The 18,332-nt window shown below is 57.8% G+C and carries 8 protein-coding genes; all 8 read left to right on the top strand.

What is annotated here, in order from left to right:
- Positions 1 to 550: 550 nt before the first annotated feature.
- The 8 genes from MPAL_RS09025 (at position 551) to MPAL_RS08990 (ending at position 18,319) form a co-directional block, all read left to right on the top strand.
- Positions 551 to 1,369 (top strand): hypothetical protein, encoded by an 819-nt coding sequence (locus MPAL_RS09025; protein WP_012618436.1) that lies wholly within the window; start codon positions 551 to 553, stop codon positions 1,367 to 1,369.
- A 332-nt stretch (positions 1,370 to 1,701) separates the two neighbouring features.
- Complete coding sequence (locus MPAL_RS16965; RefSeq protein WP_012618435.1) at positions 1,702 to 11,589, top strand: PKD domain-containing protein; 9,888 nt, start codon at positions 1,702 to 1,704, stop codon at positions 11,587 to 11,589.
- 444 nt (positions 11,590 to 12,033) lie between these two features.
- Entirely contained in the window at positions 12,034 to 13,083 is a 1,050-nt protein-coding gene (locus MPAL_RS09015; RefSeq protein WP_148208203.1) for a nitroreductase, read from the top strand.
- A gap of 78 nt (positions 13,084 to 13,161) precedes the next feature.
- The gene (locus MPAL_RS09010; RefSeq protein WP_012618433.1) at positions 13,162 to 14,151 is read left to right on the top strand and encodes an AAA family ATPase; all 990 of its coding nucleotides are present in this window, start codon (positions 13,162 to 13,164) and stop codon (positions 14,149 to 14,151) included.
- Positions 14,152 to 14,166: 15 nt separating this feature from the next.
- Complete coding sequence (locus tag MPAL_RS09005; protein ID WP_236610361.1) at positions 14,167 to 15,057, top strand: DUF58 domain-containing protein; 891 nt, start codon at positions 14,167 to 14,169, stop codon at positions 15,055 to 15,057.
- A gap of 2 nt (positions 15,058 to 15,059) precedes the next feature.
- On the top strand, positions 15,060 to 16,010 hold the full coding sequence (locus MPAL_RS09000; RefSeq protein WP_012618431.1) for a vWA domain-containing protein: 951 nt from the start codon (positions 15,060 to 15,062) through the stop codon (positions 16,008 to 16,010).
- Positions 16,007 to 17,533, top strand: coding sequence for a hypothetical protein (locus MPAL_RS08995; RefSeq protein WP_012618430.1), 1,527 nt, complete (start codon positions 16,007 to 16,009; stop codon positions 17,531 to 17,533). The genes MPAL_RS09000 and MPAL_RS08995 overlap by 4 nt, the downstream gene beginning before the upstream one ends.
- A 192-nt stretch (positions 17,534 to 17,725) precedes the next feature.
- Positions 17,726 to 18,319: a hypothetical protein gene (locus tag MPAL_RS08990; protein WP_012618429.1), complete on the top strand. Its 594-nt coding sequence runs from the start codon at positions 17,726 to 17,728 to the stop codon at positions 18,317 to 18,319.
- The last annotated feature ends 13 nt before the right edge of the window (positions 18,320 to 18,332 follow it).

Raw genomic sequence — 18,332 nt, 5'->3', positions numbered from 1 at the left:
AGAAGGGTAGACGGCAGCGGGGGTAGTGGGGGAAAAGCGCCACGGCGATGGTCATGGTAGAGGATGATCGGGGATTCTCTTCTCTGTCTTTGTTCGCTCAGGTGTGCCTTTCAGCCCTCGGAAGCATATAATTGGCCTATATCGATCAATTTTGACACAGTTTTCGTCTCTGAGAGGATCAGGGCTCTCGCTCATATGTTCTAGTATCTCTTTCAGTAGATGAGGATCTTTCCCTTTTCAATGGAGAGGAGGGGACATGGTTGGTTTTTAGGGGGTTTCAACGGACCTGTTCTTGATATCTTCTTCACCCCATGGAGGTGAACCAACAGGCGGTCTAAAGACCAGAACCAGATTAATTGGTAAAATTTTTTTAGGTGCGATTTGTAAATTTCATTTATTAAACAATATTTAAAAATTAAAATGAAAATATTAATATGCGGGTCAAGCTATAGGGCTATTCAGGGTTCTTCGACTCAAGAAATCGGGGCGCCCAAAGAAAGGTGAAATCTTGAAAGAAGATGCTAAAATTAAACGAGCAGCACGACTCACAATGATCGTACTGTTACTCTCAGTCGGGATGGTCGCATTCAGCCCAGTGGCGGCGATTGATATCCCGTACCATCACACTTGGATCGATATGACGAATGGTGCGTTTTGGTCCAACCTCTCCTCAGGCGGCCTCAACCAGTCCTATTATGTCAAGTATGACAGCGGTGGAAACCAGATCCACATCACCAATTCGCCTCTCGTATCTGCCGGTCAGGTCAACCATAATTACACCGCGAGTGGCAGTGAATCCGGAACCTTCTACCTCGCCGACAACGGGGGTCGCGGGTTCAACGACGACCTCGTCCTGATGGTCGCGGTCCAACACCCTGTCCCGAGTGGATTCAGCCTCGGTATCAATGCGAGTGGGTACCGGTGGCAGCCCACTGCAGTTTTAAACCAGGTCCCCGCCAAAAGTGACCTTCACTATGTCAATGGCGCCGTGAACCAGTACTTCACCGCGAGTAATTTCTCCGAGTATACCTCTCAGGACCAGAAGCCTAATTCTGTTGCAGGATATGATATCTTCGATGGTCAGGGAACCAGCACAGATCCATCATATGATGTGAGCTTCATCGATCTGAACCTGGGCGACCTCGGTTCGAACTATACGGTCAAATATGCGGACTCGCTGATCAACAACGGGACTGTTAAGGTCGATTACAATGTAACGGGCCTTACCTCTGGAGGAGAGGATATCCCGCTGGCCTACAACGTCTATGCCTGGTGCAACCAGTCGAACGCCGGTAAGGGTATCTCCTGGACGAACGCCCTCTCCACCACTGGTGCAAGCGGCCTGGACATTAACAACCCTTACGAATAATCCCCATTTTTCCCACATCGATCTCCCTCCGTCAGAGACGGAGGGAGTTACAGATCTGCTATCTCGGCTGGTTGGATCAATCGGAAAATAGTAAAACAAATTTTATTAATCTTAAGTAAAAATTAAAAACATTTATATGTTATTTTATTGTTTTAAATACATATTAGCACTGGTGTCCGGCTAAAACGGTCCTGAAAACGCAATCGATATGGTCCTATCCGATGATTGGGTTTCATCTTTCGTCAGTGTGTCTCTGGCACGTACCCAATACAATTGGATGGGTATCTTCGAGGACGGCCACGCGCCTTCTTCCTCAATAGGAGAAATGATTCATGATTAGTTTCCATAAACCAGGAGAGTTCCTTCTCATCCTGATCATCTTTATCGCCGCTCTGGCGACCCCGGCCCTGGCCGGACTTGTATTGCCCACGAATACTACAGTCGATTCTGCAACGGTGCAGGCTCAGACGCTCTCGCTCCCGCTCAGTTTCATCGAGAATCACGGTCAGGCGGCTGATGCGGTGAAGTATCAGGTGTATGCCGACGGGCACTCACTCGCCTTCGAACCCGATCGGATCGTGCTCACGACCAGTCAGGTCGTGAACAACACGACTCAGAGGAGCAATGTCACGATGACCTTCCCGGGCGCATCGACTTCCCCGGGGATCACCGGCACCGAACCCTTGCCGGGGAAGGCAAGTTTCTTCCTCGGGAGTGACTCGTCCAAGTGGCAGAGTGATCTGCCGACCTATAGATCGATCAGGTACCAGCAGTTATATCCGGGCATCGACCTCCGCTATAACGGGACCGAGGGGGTCTTGAAGCGTGAGTTCGCCGTCGCAGCAGGCGCCGATCTGAACCGGATCGCGATCGCCTACGACGGTATTGACGGACTGGCGCTCACAGCCGACGGTTCGCTCTTGATCAACACCTCCCTCGGCGCGCTGACCGATCAGGCCCCGGTCGCTTACCAGGAGATCGATGGCGTGAAGGTACCGGTCAATGCCTCGTACCGTCTGAAGGACGACAGTACCGTCGGGTTCGCTGTCGGAAAGTACGACTGCTCCAGACCGCTCATCATCGACCCGACCCTCCTCTACTCCTCGTACTTCGGCGGGTCGAACATGGACTGCATCAATCGTGTTCGCCTCGATGCGGCGGGAAATATCTACATTGCAGGATATACCCTGTCGACAGACATTCCCCTCCAGAACGCGAACCAGGGATCTGAAAGTGGAGGCAGCGACGCCTTCGTGACGGAACTGAACCCCGAGGGGACCGCGGTCCTCTACTCCACGTACTACGGCGGTTCCGGGAACGAGAACGCCCAGGGACTGAGTGTCGATGGCGCAGGGAACATCTATATCTGCGGTGGCACGACATCCGCCACAGATCTCCCCCTTCAGTCCCCCTTCCAGACAGCTAAGAACGGTACCGCGGCGGGATTTGTCGCCAAGATCAAGCCGTCCAATCCTCCCGGCTCGCAACTCGTCTTCTCCACGTACCTCGGCAGCCTCGATAGTAACCCCGGCACGGCTTCGACAACCAATACAACGGGTGCCATCTCAATCGTCGCTGACCAGTCTGGAGGGGCCTGGGTATCAGGTTATACGGACTGCACCAACTTCCCGGTCACTGCCGATGCCGCTCAGAATAAGACCGGCGGGTGGGATGACGCCTACCTTGCCAGGTTCGCCTCCGACGGGTCACTCAGTTATGCGACCTATCTCGGTGGCTCTTTGAACGAAGGGGATTCCTATTTAGATAGTTCTTCCAGTACTAAGTGTTCTATGGGGCTTGCCCTCGACGCGGCAGGTAATGTCTACATGGGTGGTTATACCAAGTCCCTCGCCTCCGCCAACAACTTCCCGATCACAGCCGGTGTATTCCAACCGATCTGTGGCGGTAACTCGGGAGCGACTGCATCTAAATACGATGGATTCGTCGCCAAGTACACCTCGAGCGGTTCGGAGGTATATGTGTCATACCTCGGTGGGAGTGCTGCTGATAAAATATACGATCTCGCTGTCGATGCTGCCGGGGCGGTCTATGTTACTGGTTTCACAAATTCCTTAACCGCGGCATACGGGTGGGCGGGGAGCGGGAGTGTCTTCCTCACGAAGATCGACCCCTCGTTCGTCTCCCTGGATTATTCGACCAAGTTTGGAGGGACTGGTAGTAGTAATCCATATGGCATCACAGTTGATGGAAGTGGCGATGCGTATGTGACTGGTTATTCGACCAGTAATGATTTCACGATCATGAATGGGACAGCAGGGGCGACCAACTCTGGTAGGGGTTTTGCCGTCAAGTACTCACCCGCTGGAACGATGCTCTACTCGACCTGTATCGGACTCGCCGATAGCACAACCTACTTCTATGGCATCGCCGTCAATGACGCGGGTGACGCTGTTGTGGGTGGTATGACCCAAGCCTCGAATTACCCGCTGACCAACTCCGCACTCCAGACGACCAACAGGGCGATCACGCCTTATTTCGATACCGGCGCCTTATCGATCCTGACCAACAAGGCCGTGGCCGGCTTCACCGCCACGCCGATCTCCGGCAACGCGCCGCTCTCCGTGCAGTTCAACGACACCTCAGCCGGCTCTCCGATGGACTGGTCCTGGGACTTCGGCGACACCACCACCTCGACCGAGCAGAACCCAATCAAGAACTACACCTCACCCGGCATCTACTCGGTCAACCTGACCGTCTCAAACTCACTTGGGAGCACGCACCTGCTCAAGACTAACTACATCACGGTTCTCGACCGCCCGGTCATGCCGGTCGCCAACTTCTCGGCGAACGTGACGACCGGCACCACTCCGCTGGCCGTGCAGTTCAACGACACCTCGCTGGGTGAAAATCTCACGAACTGGTCGTGGGCATTCGGCGATGGAAACACCTCGACCGAGCAGAACCCGGTCAACAATTACACGGCGGCCGGCACGTATACGGTCAACCTCACGGTGACGAATGCGACCGGGTCTGACAATACCGTGAAGACGAACTTCATCACCGTCACCGCACCGTTGACCCCGACGCCGACGGTCACGCCCGCACCGGGCGGCGTCCTCCCCGACTACACCGGCATCTATGTCCGGGCTGCCAACGATGGCGGCATACGGTGGGACACGGCCGGCAACGGCACGTATTACATCAACAACAACGGCGGCGGGCTGAACGCTGTCCATATTTCCACCGACCCCGCGGTCAACGCCGGGCAGGTCACCGTCTCGCCGGCCCAATCCGGGACCTTCTATGTAACGGACAGTGGGGGTCGGGGCTACCAGGACGAGGCCGTCCTGATGCTCGCGGTCAACGGTACCCTGCCGGACGATTTCGCGGTCCGGATCAAGACCAGCGGGTACACATGGACCCCCAGTTCAGCAGCGCCCTCCTCAGACGCATACACGTACCAGGCAACTGCGCTGGACGAGACCTTCAACAAGAGCGACTTCGTGTATGGGCCACAGAACTGGAAACCAAGCGGCAGCAACAGCCTCTATCCGATCTTCTATGGGGAGGATATGGCCAGCTCCGATAACCAGTTCAGCCTGGCATTCATCGACACCCGTGCTGGGTTAATCGGGAGCAAGTACACGGGCTATGCAAGCCTGATGAATGAAGGGGCCGTGAAGGTCGAGTACACCTTCACCAACCTGACGGATTCCGCGGCGTTCAATATTTATGGATGGAACAACAACGCCGGCGGGACCGGGAAGTCCGGCATGGGCTGGACCAATGCGCTCACCGGCCTAACTGCCAGTGGCTACTCGGTCACGGCTATACCCCCGGCTCCAGTCGCCGGCTTCACGGCGAACATCACGAACGGTACCGCACCACTCTCGGTCGGTTTCACCGATGCGTCGACCGGTTCTCCAATGAACTGGTCGTGGTCGTTTGGTGACGGTAACACCTCGATTGAACAGAACCCGAGCCATACCTACGCGTCAACTGGGAACTACACCGTCAACCTGACGGCGACGAACGCCGGCGGTTCCAACACCTCGGTGAAGACGAACTACATCACCGTCACCGGTTCAGGAACCCCGATGGCTCCGGTCGCCGGCTTCACGGCGAACGTGACCTCCGGTTCCTTACCACTCACGGTTCAGTTCACCGACGCCTCGACCGGCAGCCCAACGGCCTGGTCCTGGGACTTCAACAACGACGGGACGGTCGACGCCACCACACAGAACCCGACCTTCACCTATCCGAAACACGGTGTCTATTCGGTGAACCTGACGGTCACCAATTCAGATGGGACCAACACTACGATCAAATCGAATTATATCACGGTCTCCGGGGCAACGACCTGGACGGTTGGTGCCAGCGGATGTGACTTCACGACGCTGATGGATGCGATGAATAGCGCATCGGTGGTCGACGGCGATACCGTCTATGTTTACAATGGCACCTACATATTCCCCAGCACATTTTCAAAATCCATCATACTCAGTGGTGAAGATGCAAATTCTGTAACATTTGATCTCAATGGTAATCCTGCTACTCTCACGGGAACCGGGACAATAATCGAGAATGTCCGTTTCACGAATGGGCTTATGAGTTTTCCCTCCCAAGATCTTAATAATAATTTCCCGGCAAAGGACATGATAATTCGAAATTGCATCTTTGAATTGATGAAAGTGGGGTGGTCGGGATCTAGAACTACTGCTAGTGATATAACGCTATCTGGAACAAATAACACCTTTTCTGGAAATATCTTCAGAAATAATGCTGTATATTCCCTGATCTATATGACCAAGGGAGTAAATATCGTCGAAAATAATACTTTTACGAACACCAACTCCCCGCTGTATAAAGGTGCTCTAGTTAATAGGGGTGTAATAACTATCGATAATTTTGCTACGGGGTCCATAATCCGGAATAATTCATTCAGTAACAACAACATTCCCAGTCTGGAGTTATATGGAGGGGGAAAACCCGGTGCCGTCTATCTCAACCGTTTTACCGCACCCGCTGGGATAAATCCGATCATAATGTTAGGTATTGGCCCTTCACAGTTCCCATGGAGTACACCAACGGCAGTACTCTATACCTATCAGAATAAACAGTACACCGGGGTCCTCGGTAATTACTATTCCACCTACACGGGCGTGGATGCCAATGGGGATGGTATAGGGGATACCCCGTATAGTATGGGTTATAACCAGGTCGATCCTGCACCCCTGATGGCCCCGGTTGAGAGTTACTCCCCCATACTCCCGATGCCTCTGGCAGCGAACTTCACGTCGGACGTGACGACCGGCACCGCACCCCTATCGGTTGGTTTCACCGACCAGTCGACCGGCTCCCCGACGAACTGGTCGTGGTCGTTCGGTGACGGAAACACCTCGACGGTACAGAACCCGGTCTACACCTATGCGGCGGCCGGGAACTACACCGTGAACCTGACGGCGACGAACGCCGGCGGGTCCAACACCACCACGAAGACGAACTACATCACCGTCACCGGGTCAGAGACCCCGACGGCTCCGGTCGCGAATTTCAATGCGAACGTGACGAATGGCGCGGCTCCGCTCTCGGTCGGTTTCACCGACCTGTCGACCGGCTCGCCAACGAACTGGTCGTGGTCGTTCGGTGACGGAAACACCGCGACGGTGCAGAACCCGAGCCACACCTACACAGCGATCGGGAACTACACGGTTTCGCTCAACGTCTCCAACTCGGATGACTATAACATCTCAACGAAAACAGATTTCATCGACGTACTGAACACCAATTCCGCTCCGCTCTCGAACTACCGCGGCATCAACATCCGCGTAGCCAATGATGAAGGCGTGAAATATGATGTCCCGGGCGGTGTTGTTGCCAGTAACACTGACGGCATAACGTACACGTATGTTCCCAATACGTACTTTGTCAACTTCCGGCAGAACAACGGCGGGCTGAACCCCATGCACATCTCATCGGCAAGCAATGCCTGGACCGCTGCCGATATCACCAGGACCGCCAGCCAGACCGGCTCGTTCTGGATCACCTTCTCCGGTGGCCAGAAGACCGCAGCCGATGGGATCCTGATGCTGGCCGTCAATGGATCGATCCCCGATGACTTCAAGGTCCACATACGATCGAGCGGCAATGACTTTGATCCAGGAACTCCGGGCATCACCAACCAGGACCTGCCGGCTGTCTCCACCCACCTTGACGGGGCAGTAAACCAGACCTTCACGAAGAACGACTTCGTCTATGGTCCGCAGAGCTGGAAGCCGGCCGGGCAGCCAGACTACCCGATCTTTGGCGGCGAAGACCAGTCCGACCCGGCGAACCAGTACCATCTGATGTTCGTTGACCTCAGGGTCGGGGCGCTTCAGAACGCGAGCGTACCGGACAACGGTATGATCAAGGTCGATTACGAGTTCACCAATCTCTCAAGCACGGCCGTCTTCAACACCTATGGCTGGTTCATGCAGTCCAACCACGGCACCGGGACCATCATGACCAATGACGTCACCACCAGCAGTTACCAGGTTCTGGGGGCGCCCGCCCTGACAGCCCCGACGGCGAACTTCACGGCGAACGTGACGAACGGTACCGCTCCGCTCTCGGTCGGTTTCACCGATGCGTCGACCGGTTCCCCAACGAACTGGTCGTGGAACTTCGGTGACGGCAACACCTCGACGGTGCAGAACCCGGTCTACACCTACTCGGTGGCCGGAAACTACACCGTGAACTTGACGGCGACGAACGCCGGCGGATCCAACACCACCACGAAGACGAATTATATCACCGTCACCACGCCGATGACCCCGGCTCCGGTATCAAACTTCAGCGCGAACATCACGAACGGCACGGCACCGCTCTCGGTCGGGTTCACCGACCTGTCGACCGGAGCTCCGGTGACCTGGTCGTGGAACTTCGGTGACGGCAACACATCAACCCTGCAGAACCCGAGCCACACCTACGCGGCGGCTGGAAACTACACGGTGAACCTGACGGCGACGAATGCCGGCGGGAGTAACACCACCACGAAGACGAACTACATCACGGTCACCGCAGCGGTGACCCCGACGCCGACGGTCACAGCGCCGACAGGCGGCGTCCTCCCCGACTACAACAACATCTTCGTCACCATGGCGAATACCGGTGGCATCAAGTACAACGCCTTCGGCAACAACACCTACAAGATCATGTTCGAAGGTGCCGACCGCGGGCTCAACGCCCTGCACATCTCCACCGACCCGGCCGTGAACTTCGGCCAGGTGACCCAGACGGCGGCACAGTCCGGAACCTTCTACGCCACCGACTCGGGCGGCAAGGGCTACGAGGACGAGATCCTCCTCCTCGTCGCTGTGAACGGCACGGTCCCTGACGACTTCAAACTGCATGTCACGGCCGACGGCTACACCTGGACGCCGAACCCCATCAGCAACCAGCCCCCGACCTCCTCCACCTACAACGGTACCACCCTTGACGAGACCTTCACGAAGGCCGACCTCATCTACGGGCCGCAGGTCTGGAAACCGACCGGCAACGGTTACTCCTATCCGATCTACTACGGACAGGACACCGCCGACACGACCAACACCTTCAAACTGATGTTCGTCGACCTGAACGCCGGCGTGCTCAGACCGAACGCGGCGCTCACCAACCAGGGAGCCGTCCGGATCCACTACTCGTTCGAGAACCTCACCTCGCTCGCGGCCTTCAACGTCTACGGCTACTGCCAGACCTCGAACAACGGCAGCGACATGGTCGCCTGGTCGAACTCGCTCATGTCAGATCGGACCCCGAGCGGCTACTCGGTGACGGCCCCGTTGCCGGCCCCGGTCGCTGGCTTCAGCGCGAACGTGACGAACGGCACCGCTCCGCTTTCGGTCCAGTTCACCGACCTGTCAACCGGTACCCCGACCTCGTGGTCGTGGGACTTCGGTGACGGCACCACCTCGACGACACAGTCCCCGTCCCACACCTATGTGGCGGCCGGAAACTACTCGGTGAACCTGACGGCGACGAACGCCGGCGGGTCCAACACCACCACGAAGACGAACTACATCACAGTCACCACGCCGGTGACCCCGGCTCCGGTCGCGAACTTCAACGCGAGTGTGACGAACGGCACTGCCCCACTCTCGGTCGGCTTCACTGACCAGTCGACTGGCACCCCGACCTCATGGTCGTGGAACTTCGGTGACGGGAACACCTCGACGGTACAGAACCCGAGCCACACCTATACCGTGGCTGGAAACTACACTGTGAACCTGACGGCGACGAACGCTGGCGGGTCGAACACCATCACGAAAACGAACTACATCACCGTCACCGCGTCCGAGAGCCCGTCGGCTCCGGTCGCGAACTTCAACGCGAACATCACGAACGGTACCGTCCCGCTCTCGGTCGGGTTCACTGACCTGTCGACCGGAGCTCCGGTGACCTGGTCGTGGAACTTCGGTGACGGCAACACCTCGACGATGCAGAACCCGGTTCACAACTACGCGGCAGCCGGGAACTACACGGTGAACCTGACAGCGACGAATGCCGGCGGGTCCAACACCACGGTGAGGACGAACTACATCACCGTCCACGCTGTGGTGCCGCCGACAACAGAACCAACGACGGCACCGACAACAACCGTACCGACAACCATTCCAACGACGATAGCAACAACCATCGCAACAACCCTACCGACGACCATTCCAACGACGATAGCAACCACCATCGCAACGACAGTACCAACTAAAATCCCGACGACAATCCCGACGACCGTGACCCCAACCCCGACCATGCAGCCGGTGACGGCCAACTTCACGGCGAACGTGACGACTGGCCAGTCCCCGCTGTCGGTGCAGTTCACTGACCTGTCGACCGGCACGATCCGACAGTACTTCTGGCAGTTCGGTGACGGTGGGGCTTCGTTCGATAAGAACCCAGTCCACACCTACTCGGCAGCCGGCACCTACACCGTCTCCCTCGTCGCCATCGGTTCGACCGGGGCAGAGGTGAAGACAATTCCACAGTACATCACCGTCACCGGTCCGGGAACACCGACGGTCTCGCCGACCGTGACGACAACGACAACGGCGCCAACCACTACAACAACCGTCACCCCAACTGTGACGTTGACGACCGCAACGACGACCGTGACCCCGCTGCCGACCTCGTCGGGGCATGACCTGCCGATCGCGAACTTCGTGGTCACCTACCAGGCCGGCGCAGGCTCGATGGGCATCCAGGTCACCGACGCCACGACGAATGCCACCACCGTGAAGTACGACCTCGGCGACGGTACCATCACCGCCTATAAGAACTTCAAGTACACCTACTGGCAGCCCGGCACCTACACGATCAAACTGATCGCAACCAACGACGCCGGGTCTTCCACAAAGACCGTCACAGTGACGGTGCCGGCCGGTTCGCCGACGACCACGACCGTGACGCCAACTCCAACGGCGACCGTACCGGTCACACCAACAGTCACCCAGACACCCGTAAACCCGAACCTGCCGGTGGCCAACTTCACCGTCACCTTCCCCGGCGGCATCGGCTCGATGGGCATCCAGGTCACTAACACCGCGGTGAATGCGACCTCGGTCCATTATAACCTCGGCGACGGGACGACCACCGCCTATCCGAACTTCACCTACACCTACTGGCAGCCCGGTAACTACACGATCAACCAGACTGCAACCAACGCGGCCGGGTCCACCACCAGGACCATCAATGTGACCGTGCCGGCAGTGGCAACCCCAACGACAATTCCAACAACAACCATCTCGCCGACCGTGACCGGCACCGCTCCGGTCTACAACGGGACTCACACGATCCCCGGCCAGTTGCAGGCCGAGGACTACGACCTCGGCGGTGAAGGGATCGCCTACCACGACACCACCGCCGGCAACGAGGGCGGGGTCTACCGGCATGACGACGTCGACATCGAACAGATCGACACCGACAGAAGTCCGAGCGTCGGCTGGACCCGTGCTGGCGAATGGCTCGCCTATACCGTGAACATCAACACGGCCGGCACCTACACCGCCGGGTTCCGGGTCGCCTCGGCCCATGCCGGCTCGTCCGTCCAGATGTATCTCGACGACGGCGCGACACCTCTCGCCGTGGTGAACGTCCCGAACACCGGCAACGATGCGGCCTTCCAGACCCTCCAGGTCCTGGTGACCCTGCCGGCCGGGCAGCACCGGCTCGTGCTGAAGTTCCCGGGGAACTACGCCAACATCAACTGGATCAACTTCGCCTGAACGGGCGGAAGGACAATCCCTTTTTTTTCGCAGGCCTCAGGCTTATCTTTCAGATGAGATCTCCCAGAGCGAGGAAGGCTCTTTTGAAAAATGGACTCTGTTGAAACCCTCTTATTATACCTCACTATCCCTCTAATCTGGGTAAAAATGTCAATACATCGAGAATTCGACCGAGTTCGGATATCTTTGTTTTTTTTGTATCCGTGGTAGATCTGTCGGCGTATCTGCTCTCATGGGCGAAATTTTTGCAGGTTCTGATCTGACCTCAGGTGATATCTCCCTGTGTTTTATCACGATACGGTCTTGAATCGGGTGATATCGGGACAATTCACATCATGTTAATTAAATATAATTTATATGTGAAAAGTTTAAGAAGATTGATTACCTAAAACTAGGATAATGTTATCCACAGTCTCTCAACAAGAGATCGGAGACGTACCAGACATGGATGAAAGAACGATGCACAATCATACAACCCGGAGGAGATATGCCGTACTCAGCTGCGTGATGCTTTTGGCGCTGCTCCTGGTCTGTGTCCTGCCGGTGCTGGCCGCAGATACCGTTAAGGAACAGATTCCCGCGAAGAACCATATCAATATCCAGGTCGCCAACAGTGATGGCGCCAGATTTGATCTCTTCCATAACAACACCTATTACATCAAGTTTGATGGTGGCGGGTTGAATGCCCTGCATATCACGACTAATCCTGCTGAGCCGTTTGGGCAGGTGACCAATTCCACCAGTACCTCGGGGAGTTTTTTCCTCTCGGATACCGGGGGACGGGGTTTTGATGACGATCTCATCCTGATGCTCGCGGTTCAGGGAAAGGTTCCCGATGATTTCAAGGTCCATATCAACTCGAGCGGGTACCAGTGGGACCCGGTTCCTGTCCTGAACCAGCCGCCGGATAAGAACGACCTCACCTATGTGGACGGGGCCCTGAACGAAACCTTCACAGCATCTGATTTCACCTATGCGCCCCAGGCCTGGAAACCGGCCGGGCTTGCGAATTATCCCCTGATCGAAGGTGAGGATATGAAGGACCCGGCCAACACCTATTCGCTTCTCTTCGTCGATACGAAGGTCGGTGCCCTGGGTTCCAACAGCAATCTCAGTGGCATCAAGGATAGCGGGGCTGCAAAGGTGGAGTACTCCTTTGACAACCTGAAGACCAAGACCGCCTTCAACACCTATGCCTACAACAATATGTCCAACCAGGGCCAGGGGATCTCGTGGACCAACCAGGTCTCTGAAACCGGGAGTAGCGGGTATGTGGTCTACGGTTCAGAGTCCCTCTCCGACTTCACCCCCTCGAACACGACCACTCTGGATCCTGCCAGCCGATCCACGCCGGCTCATCCTCGCAATGGTAACAATTCGGGCGCAGCACCGACGTCATCGCCGGCAGCACAGCATCCTTCCGGTCTGATGGAGACGATCACCGGCTGGATCTCAACGCTCTTCCATTCGCTTGGACTGAGTGGGTCCCCATGATCGCGACAGAGAGATCGATCCCATTCTCTCTTTACAACCCTTTTTGAACCACATGATGATGTAATTGGAGTACCACTGATGATAGCCCCGGATATTGCCGTAAAGAACACCACCGCACTGACATACCAACAACCGCTCACAGAGCTCCGGCAGGAGATCAGCACCATAATAGTCGGCCAGGAGGCGGTGATCGATCAGTTGATGATCGCCCTCCTCGCTGGCGGCCACGTCCTGCTCGAAGGGGTGCCCGGCATCGCCAAGACCCTGCTGATCAAGACCCTCTCCGAATGCCTGGACTGCGGGTTCGTCCGCCTCCAGTTCACCCCGGACCTCCTCCCCGCCGATATCATCGGCACCAAGATCTACAACCAGAACGAGGCGGTCTTCAGCACCACCAAGGGGCCGATCTTCCACCAGTTCGTCCTCGCCGATGAGATCAACCGTGCCCCGCCGAAGGTCCAGTCGGCCCTGCTCGAAGCGATGCAGGAGCGGCAGGTGACCATCCAGGGAGACACCTTCCCGCTCGAAGAGCCGTTCTTCGTGCTGGCCACCCAGAACCCGATCGAATCCGAAGGGACCTACTCGCTTCCCGAAGCCCAGCTCGACCGGTTCATGCTGAAGGTGCTCATGACCTATCCGAGCCTGGAGGAGGAGATCCGGATCCTAGACCGGTTCTCGGAGACGGTCCCGGTTCGCCCGTCGCCTCTCTTGAACGAGCAGCAACTCCGCGCGATGCAGGCCTTCACGCGTACGATCTATGCGAGCCCTGATATCAAGCGGTACGTCGCCGAACTGGTCGACGCCACCCGCAACCCTAAGACCTATGGCTTGTCGATCGGAGAATACATCGCCTGCGGGGCCTCGCCGCGTGCCTCCATCAACCTCGTCCTGACTGCGAAGGCTCATGCCCTGCTGAACGGACGGGGGTACGTGATCCCCCACGACATCAAGGTCGTGGCCCACAGCGTCCTTCGTCACCGGATCATCAGGACCTATACGGCCGAAGCAGAGGAGATCTCGACCGATCGGATGATCGATACGATCCTCGACACCATCCGTGTCCCGTGATCCCGGCTGGAGCGTATGATGACAGACCTCAAGACACTGCTCCGCAGCCTGCATACCATCGAACTGAAGACCGGTATCCTGGTGGAGGGTCTCGCAGCCGGCGAACACCGGTCCCTCTTCAAAGGACAGGGGATCGAGTTCTCCGAGATCCGGGAGTACGTCCCCGGCGACGACGTCCGGACGATCGACTGGAAGGTGACCGCCCGGCTGAACAAGCCGTATATCAAGGATTTCTCAGAAGAGCGGGATCAGCGGTACTATTTCCTGATCGACGGGTCGGCCTCCGGCTCGTTCGGCAGCGACGTCAGCAAAGCCCAGCGCATCCTTGAAGTGACGGCCTCGCTGATGTTCGCGGCCCAGAAACAGCACGAACTGATCGGTCTCTGCATCTTCACCGATCGGATCGAACAGTATATTCCGGCCCGGCGGGGACGAAGGCACCTGATCGCCCTGCTGAACACCCTGATCGCCTTCACCCCGCATCCGGGGAGGACCGATCTCGGCAAGGTCCTCCGGGAGTTCACTCCCCTTCTCAAGCGCCAGTCCTCGGTGATCGTCATCTCGGACTTCTTCACTGAGGACCCGGCCCGTGCCCTCTCGCTCCTCCGCCTGCACCACGAGGTCTCGGCGATCCGGGTCACCGATCCCCGGGAGCACGACCTCCCCGACTGCGGGCTGATGATGTTCGAGGACGAGGAGAGCGGCGAACAGCTGCTCGTCGACACCTCGGACCCGGCGATCCGGGAGCGATACCGGCTGGCGACCGAGGCCGCGACCGGTACCTTCACTGAGATGTGCCGGCGGTGCCGGGTCGGCCAGGTCGACCTCGGGACCGATGAACCCTACGACATCCCGCTCAAACGCCTCTTCTGCGGCCGGCGGGCCGGTACCGCCGGGGGGAGATAGTCATGCCCGGCTTTACCAATCCCCTCTGGCTCGTGGGTCTGATCGGAATACCGATTCTCTGCTATCTGTACCGTCGTGCGGTCAGAAGCAGGAAGAACACCGCGATGGCCTTCTCGCATGTCGCCTTTCTGAAGTCTGCCCTCGGCGAGAAGAAGCCGTCCCGGCGTCCCCAGTACCTGTTCATCCTCTCGCTGGTGGCGATCGCGCTCGTGATCGTCGGGCTGGCGAATCCGCACCTTCCCCTGGACCAGACCCGGGACGGGGTCAGCGTCGTCCTCGCCATTGACGACTCCGGGAGTATGGCAGCGAACGATTACCAGCCGACCCGCCTTGAGGCGGCGAAGGAATCGGCCTCGGTGCTGATCAAATCCCTCGACCCGAAGGACTATGCCGGTGTCGTGATCTTCGAGTCCGGAGCGACGACGGCGGCGTATCTCTCCCCGGACAAGGACCGGGTGATGGAGAAGACGGCGGCGATCGAGCAGAAGAACGGACAGACGGCGCTCGGTGACGGGCTGGCCCTGGCCGTCGACATGGCCGACTCGATCCCGAACCAGAAGAAGGTGGTCGTCCTCCTCTCCGACGGGGTGGGCAACGCCGGCGTGATCTCCCCTGAGGATGCCACGGCCTTCGCCGCTCAGAACAAGGTCCAGGTCTTTACGGTCGGGCTGGGCTCGAAGAGTCCGGTCCTGCTCGGAACCGACCCGACGGGCACGCCCCAGTACGCGACCCTCGATGAAGCGGCCCTGCAGTCGATCGCAGAGAAGACCGGCGGGACCTATTACACCTCGGTGGACGAGCAGACCCTGCACCAGATCTATGCCGGGCTGAACAAGGAGATCGTCCGGGAGAAGGAGGAGACCAGCATTCAGCCGATTCTGTTTGCCGGGGTACTCCTGGTCCTCCTCGCTGAGCTCTACCTTCGCTACGGCAAGAGGCGGATCATTCCATGATGCGTCGAGCACTCTGCCTCGTGCTGCTGCTCTCTCTCGTCCTGTTCAGTTCTGCAGCGGCCCAGGAGATCACCATCACCTCGGATCAGAAGGAGTATTATATCCAGCAGGGGGCCCAGGCCACCATCCCCCTGGTCCTGACCAATACCTATGGCCATGAGGTCAAGGGGACGCTCGAACGAACGTCGGTCGGTGATGAAGGCGCAGGTCCGGAATCTGCGGTCCAGTCCGCCTCATTCAAGATCCCTGACGGTGCGCACAGTCTGAACCTGCACCTGGGGCCCTATGATCAGCCGATGACGCTGACGGTCTCGCTCAGGTTTGCCTATACCGAAGCAGGGGTCGACCGCGAGGTCGCCCTCTCTCCGCTCGTCGTCCATGTGACGGCGAACGATCCCGGGCAGAAGAATGTGAAGGATCCCCTGGTCAGCACGGATCTGCCGGCACCCCGGACAACGGTGCCGGCGGATCAGCAGGGGCAGGGGGAGAGTATCGATCAGGCCCTGCAGAGCGGACAGATCCCGAGCGATGCCGGGGCACTGCAGAACCAGTTCAGACAGGAGGAGAACCTGACCGCCCTGCGGCAGACGGCCCTCGAACAGGTGATCGAGAACGATTCCACGATCCGCGATATCCTCGCCTCCCTCCAGGTGCAGGGGTTCACGGTCGATGATCGGCAGGTGACGCCGGTCTCGAACACCACCGGGCAATTCCTCTACCACTTCGCAAAGAAGTCCGGGGAGGAGGCGACCCTGAACGGGGGGATGGACAATGCCACCCTCCTCTTCGCCGACCAGAAGTCCTCAGCCTTGCTCTCCCTTCCGCCGCTGCTGGAGAAGAATGCCACCTACCGGGCATTCGCCGACAATCTCCACGGCGACGGCTACTCGGGGGTGCAGACCGATATCAACACCACCACCAACAGAACGGCGGTGGTGGCCCTGACCTGGGCGGACCGCAAGGAGAACAAGGCCACCGCGGCAGCGACGGTGATCAACAATACCACGATTTCGGGGCTCACCCTTCACCGGCCTCCGGCCGTCCCCTCCAATCTGATTCCGATGCTCCTCGCGCTGCTGCATCCGGTAGTCCTCACCCTGCTCGCGGTGCTCTGTTTCGCCGGCGGGGTCATCCTGTACCGACGGTGGCGGAGGAGGAGGGATTCGGCTCTGGCTCTGGAGGTCCAGTCGCCCTTCGACTACCGGAAGGCAGCTGAGGATCTTCTGGTGATGGCTGCTGCTTACTATGCACAGGGTGCTCCTCAGCGAGGTTATGGCTCGGCAGGAGAGGCGCTCCGTCTCTTCCTCTCGTATCATTACGGCGATGGAACCTCGTCCACCGATCAGGAGGTGCTCGCTCTCCCTGTCGGGCAGGGTGCCGATCTTCTGAAGGTTCAGATGATTCTCCAGCGGTGCAGCCTGGTGGAGTTTGCGAAATGGAGCCCCGATGCGGAGGAGTTTGCCGGGATCCTGGCAGCGGTCAGGGGGATCATCAGGGATGCCGGCCCGAAGTCTGGGAAGTAGTTTATACAATTAAGTTAACTTTAATAAAAAATCAAAAAATTTAAATTATGTCTATTTAATAGTAATATATCCGAGGAGGAGAAGACGATTTATCTCGCACTTGATGATACAGACAATCTGGAGTCCCGTGGAACAGGTCGACTGGCCAGAACGATTGCCGATGCCATAGCAGAAGAATTCCTGGTCTACGGGGTGACTCGCCATCAACTCTATGTTCATGAGGATATTCCCTACACCTCTCATAATTCCTGTGGAGTCATCCATATCTGCGAAGAGAATCCGCGGATTGCAGCATATGTTTTCTCCCTGGCGCAGGATATGATGCTCGACGATTTCATCGATGGGAGCGATCCTGGAGTCGCGGTCGCCCTCACCGAACAGATAGCCCCTTCCCTGGTGGCCTATGGACGCGATGCGCAGCATACGATCCTGGACCAGATCAGGGCGCGGACCCTTGCCCGAAATCTGAATATCCCACTCCTGGGGCTTGGCGGGACTGAGGACGGGGTGATCGGGGCGATGGCAGGGCTCGCGCTCGCTTCGACGCGGAATGACGGGCGGTTTCTGCAACTGGGCAAGATCCGGGATTTCACCGGTCCCAGCACGGTGGAGGAGCTGCTCGCGGGCGGCATCGATGAGGTCTGGAATATCGCAGGGCCGAGAGTCACCAGCGGAACCGTGCAGAATCCGGAAGGGAAATCTCCCAAAGCCTGTCCGGTCAATGGAAGGGCGATCCTGTTTGTAGAGGAGCGCGACGGCGAACTCTTCCCGATCAAGAGGGACTGAACTGAAGTATGCA

The organism is Methanosphaerula palustris E1-9c, from assembly GCF_000021965.1.
Classification (GTDB): Archaea; Halobacteriota; Methanomicrobia; order Methanomicrobiales; family Methanospirillaceae; genus Methanosphaerula; species Methanosphaerula palustris.
Note: the sequence above shows the minus strand (reverse complement) of the source record. Positions and strands in the feature narration are given on the sequence as shown.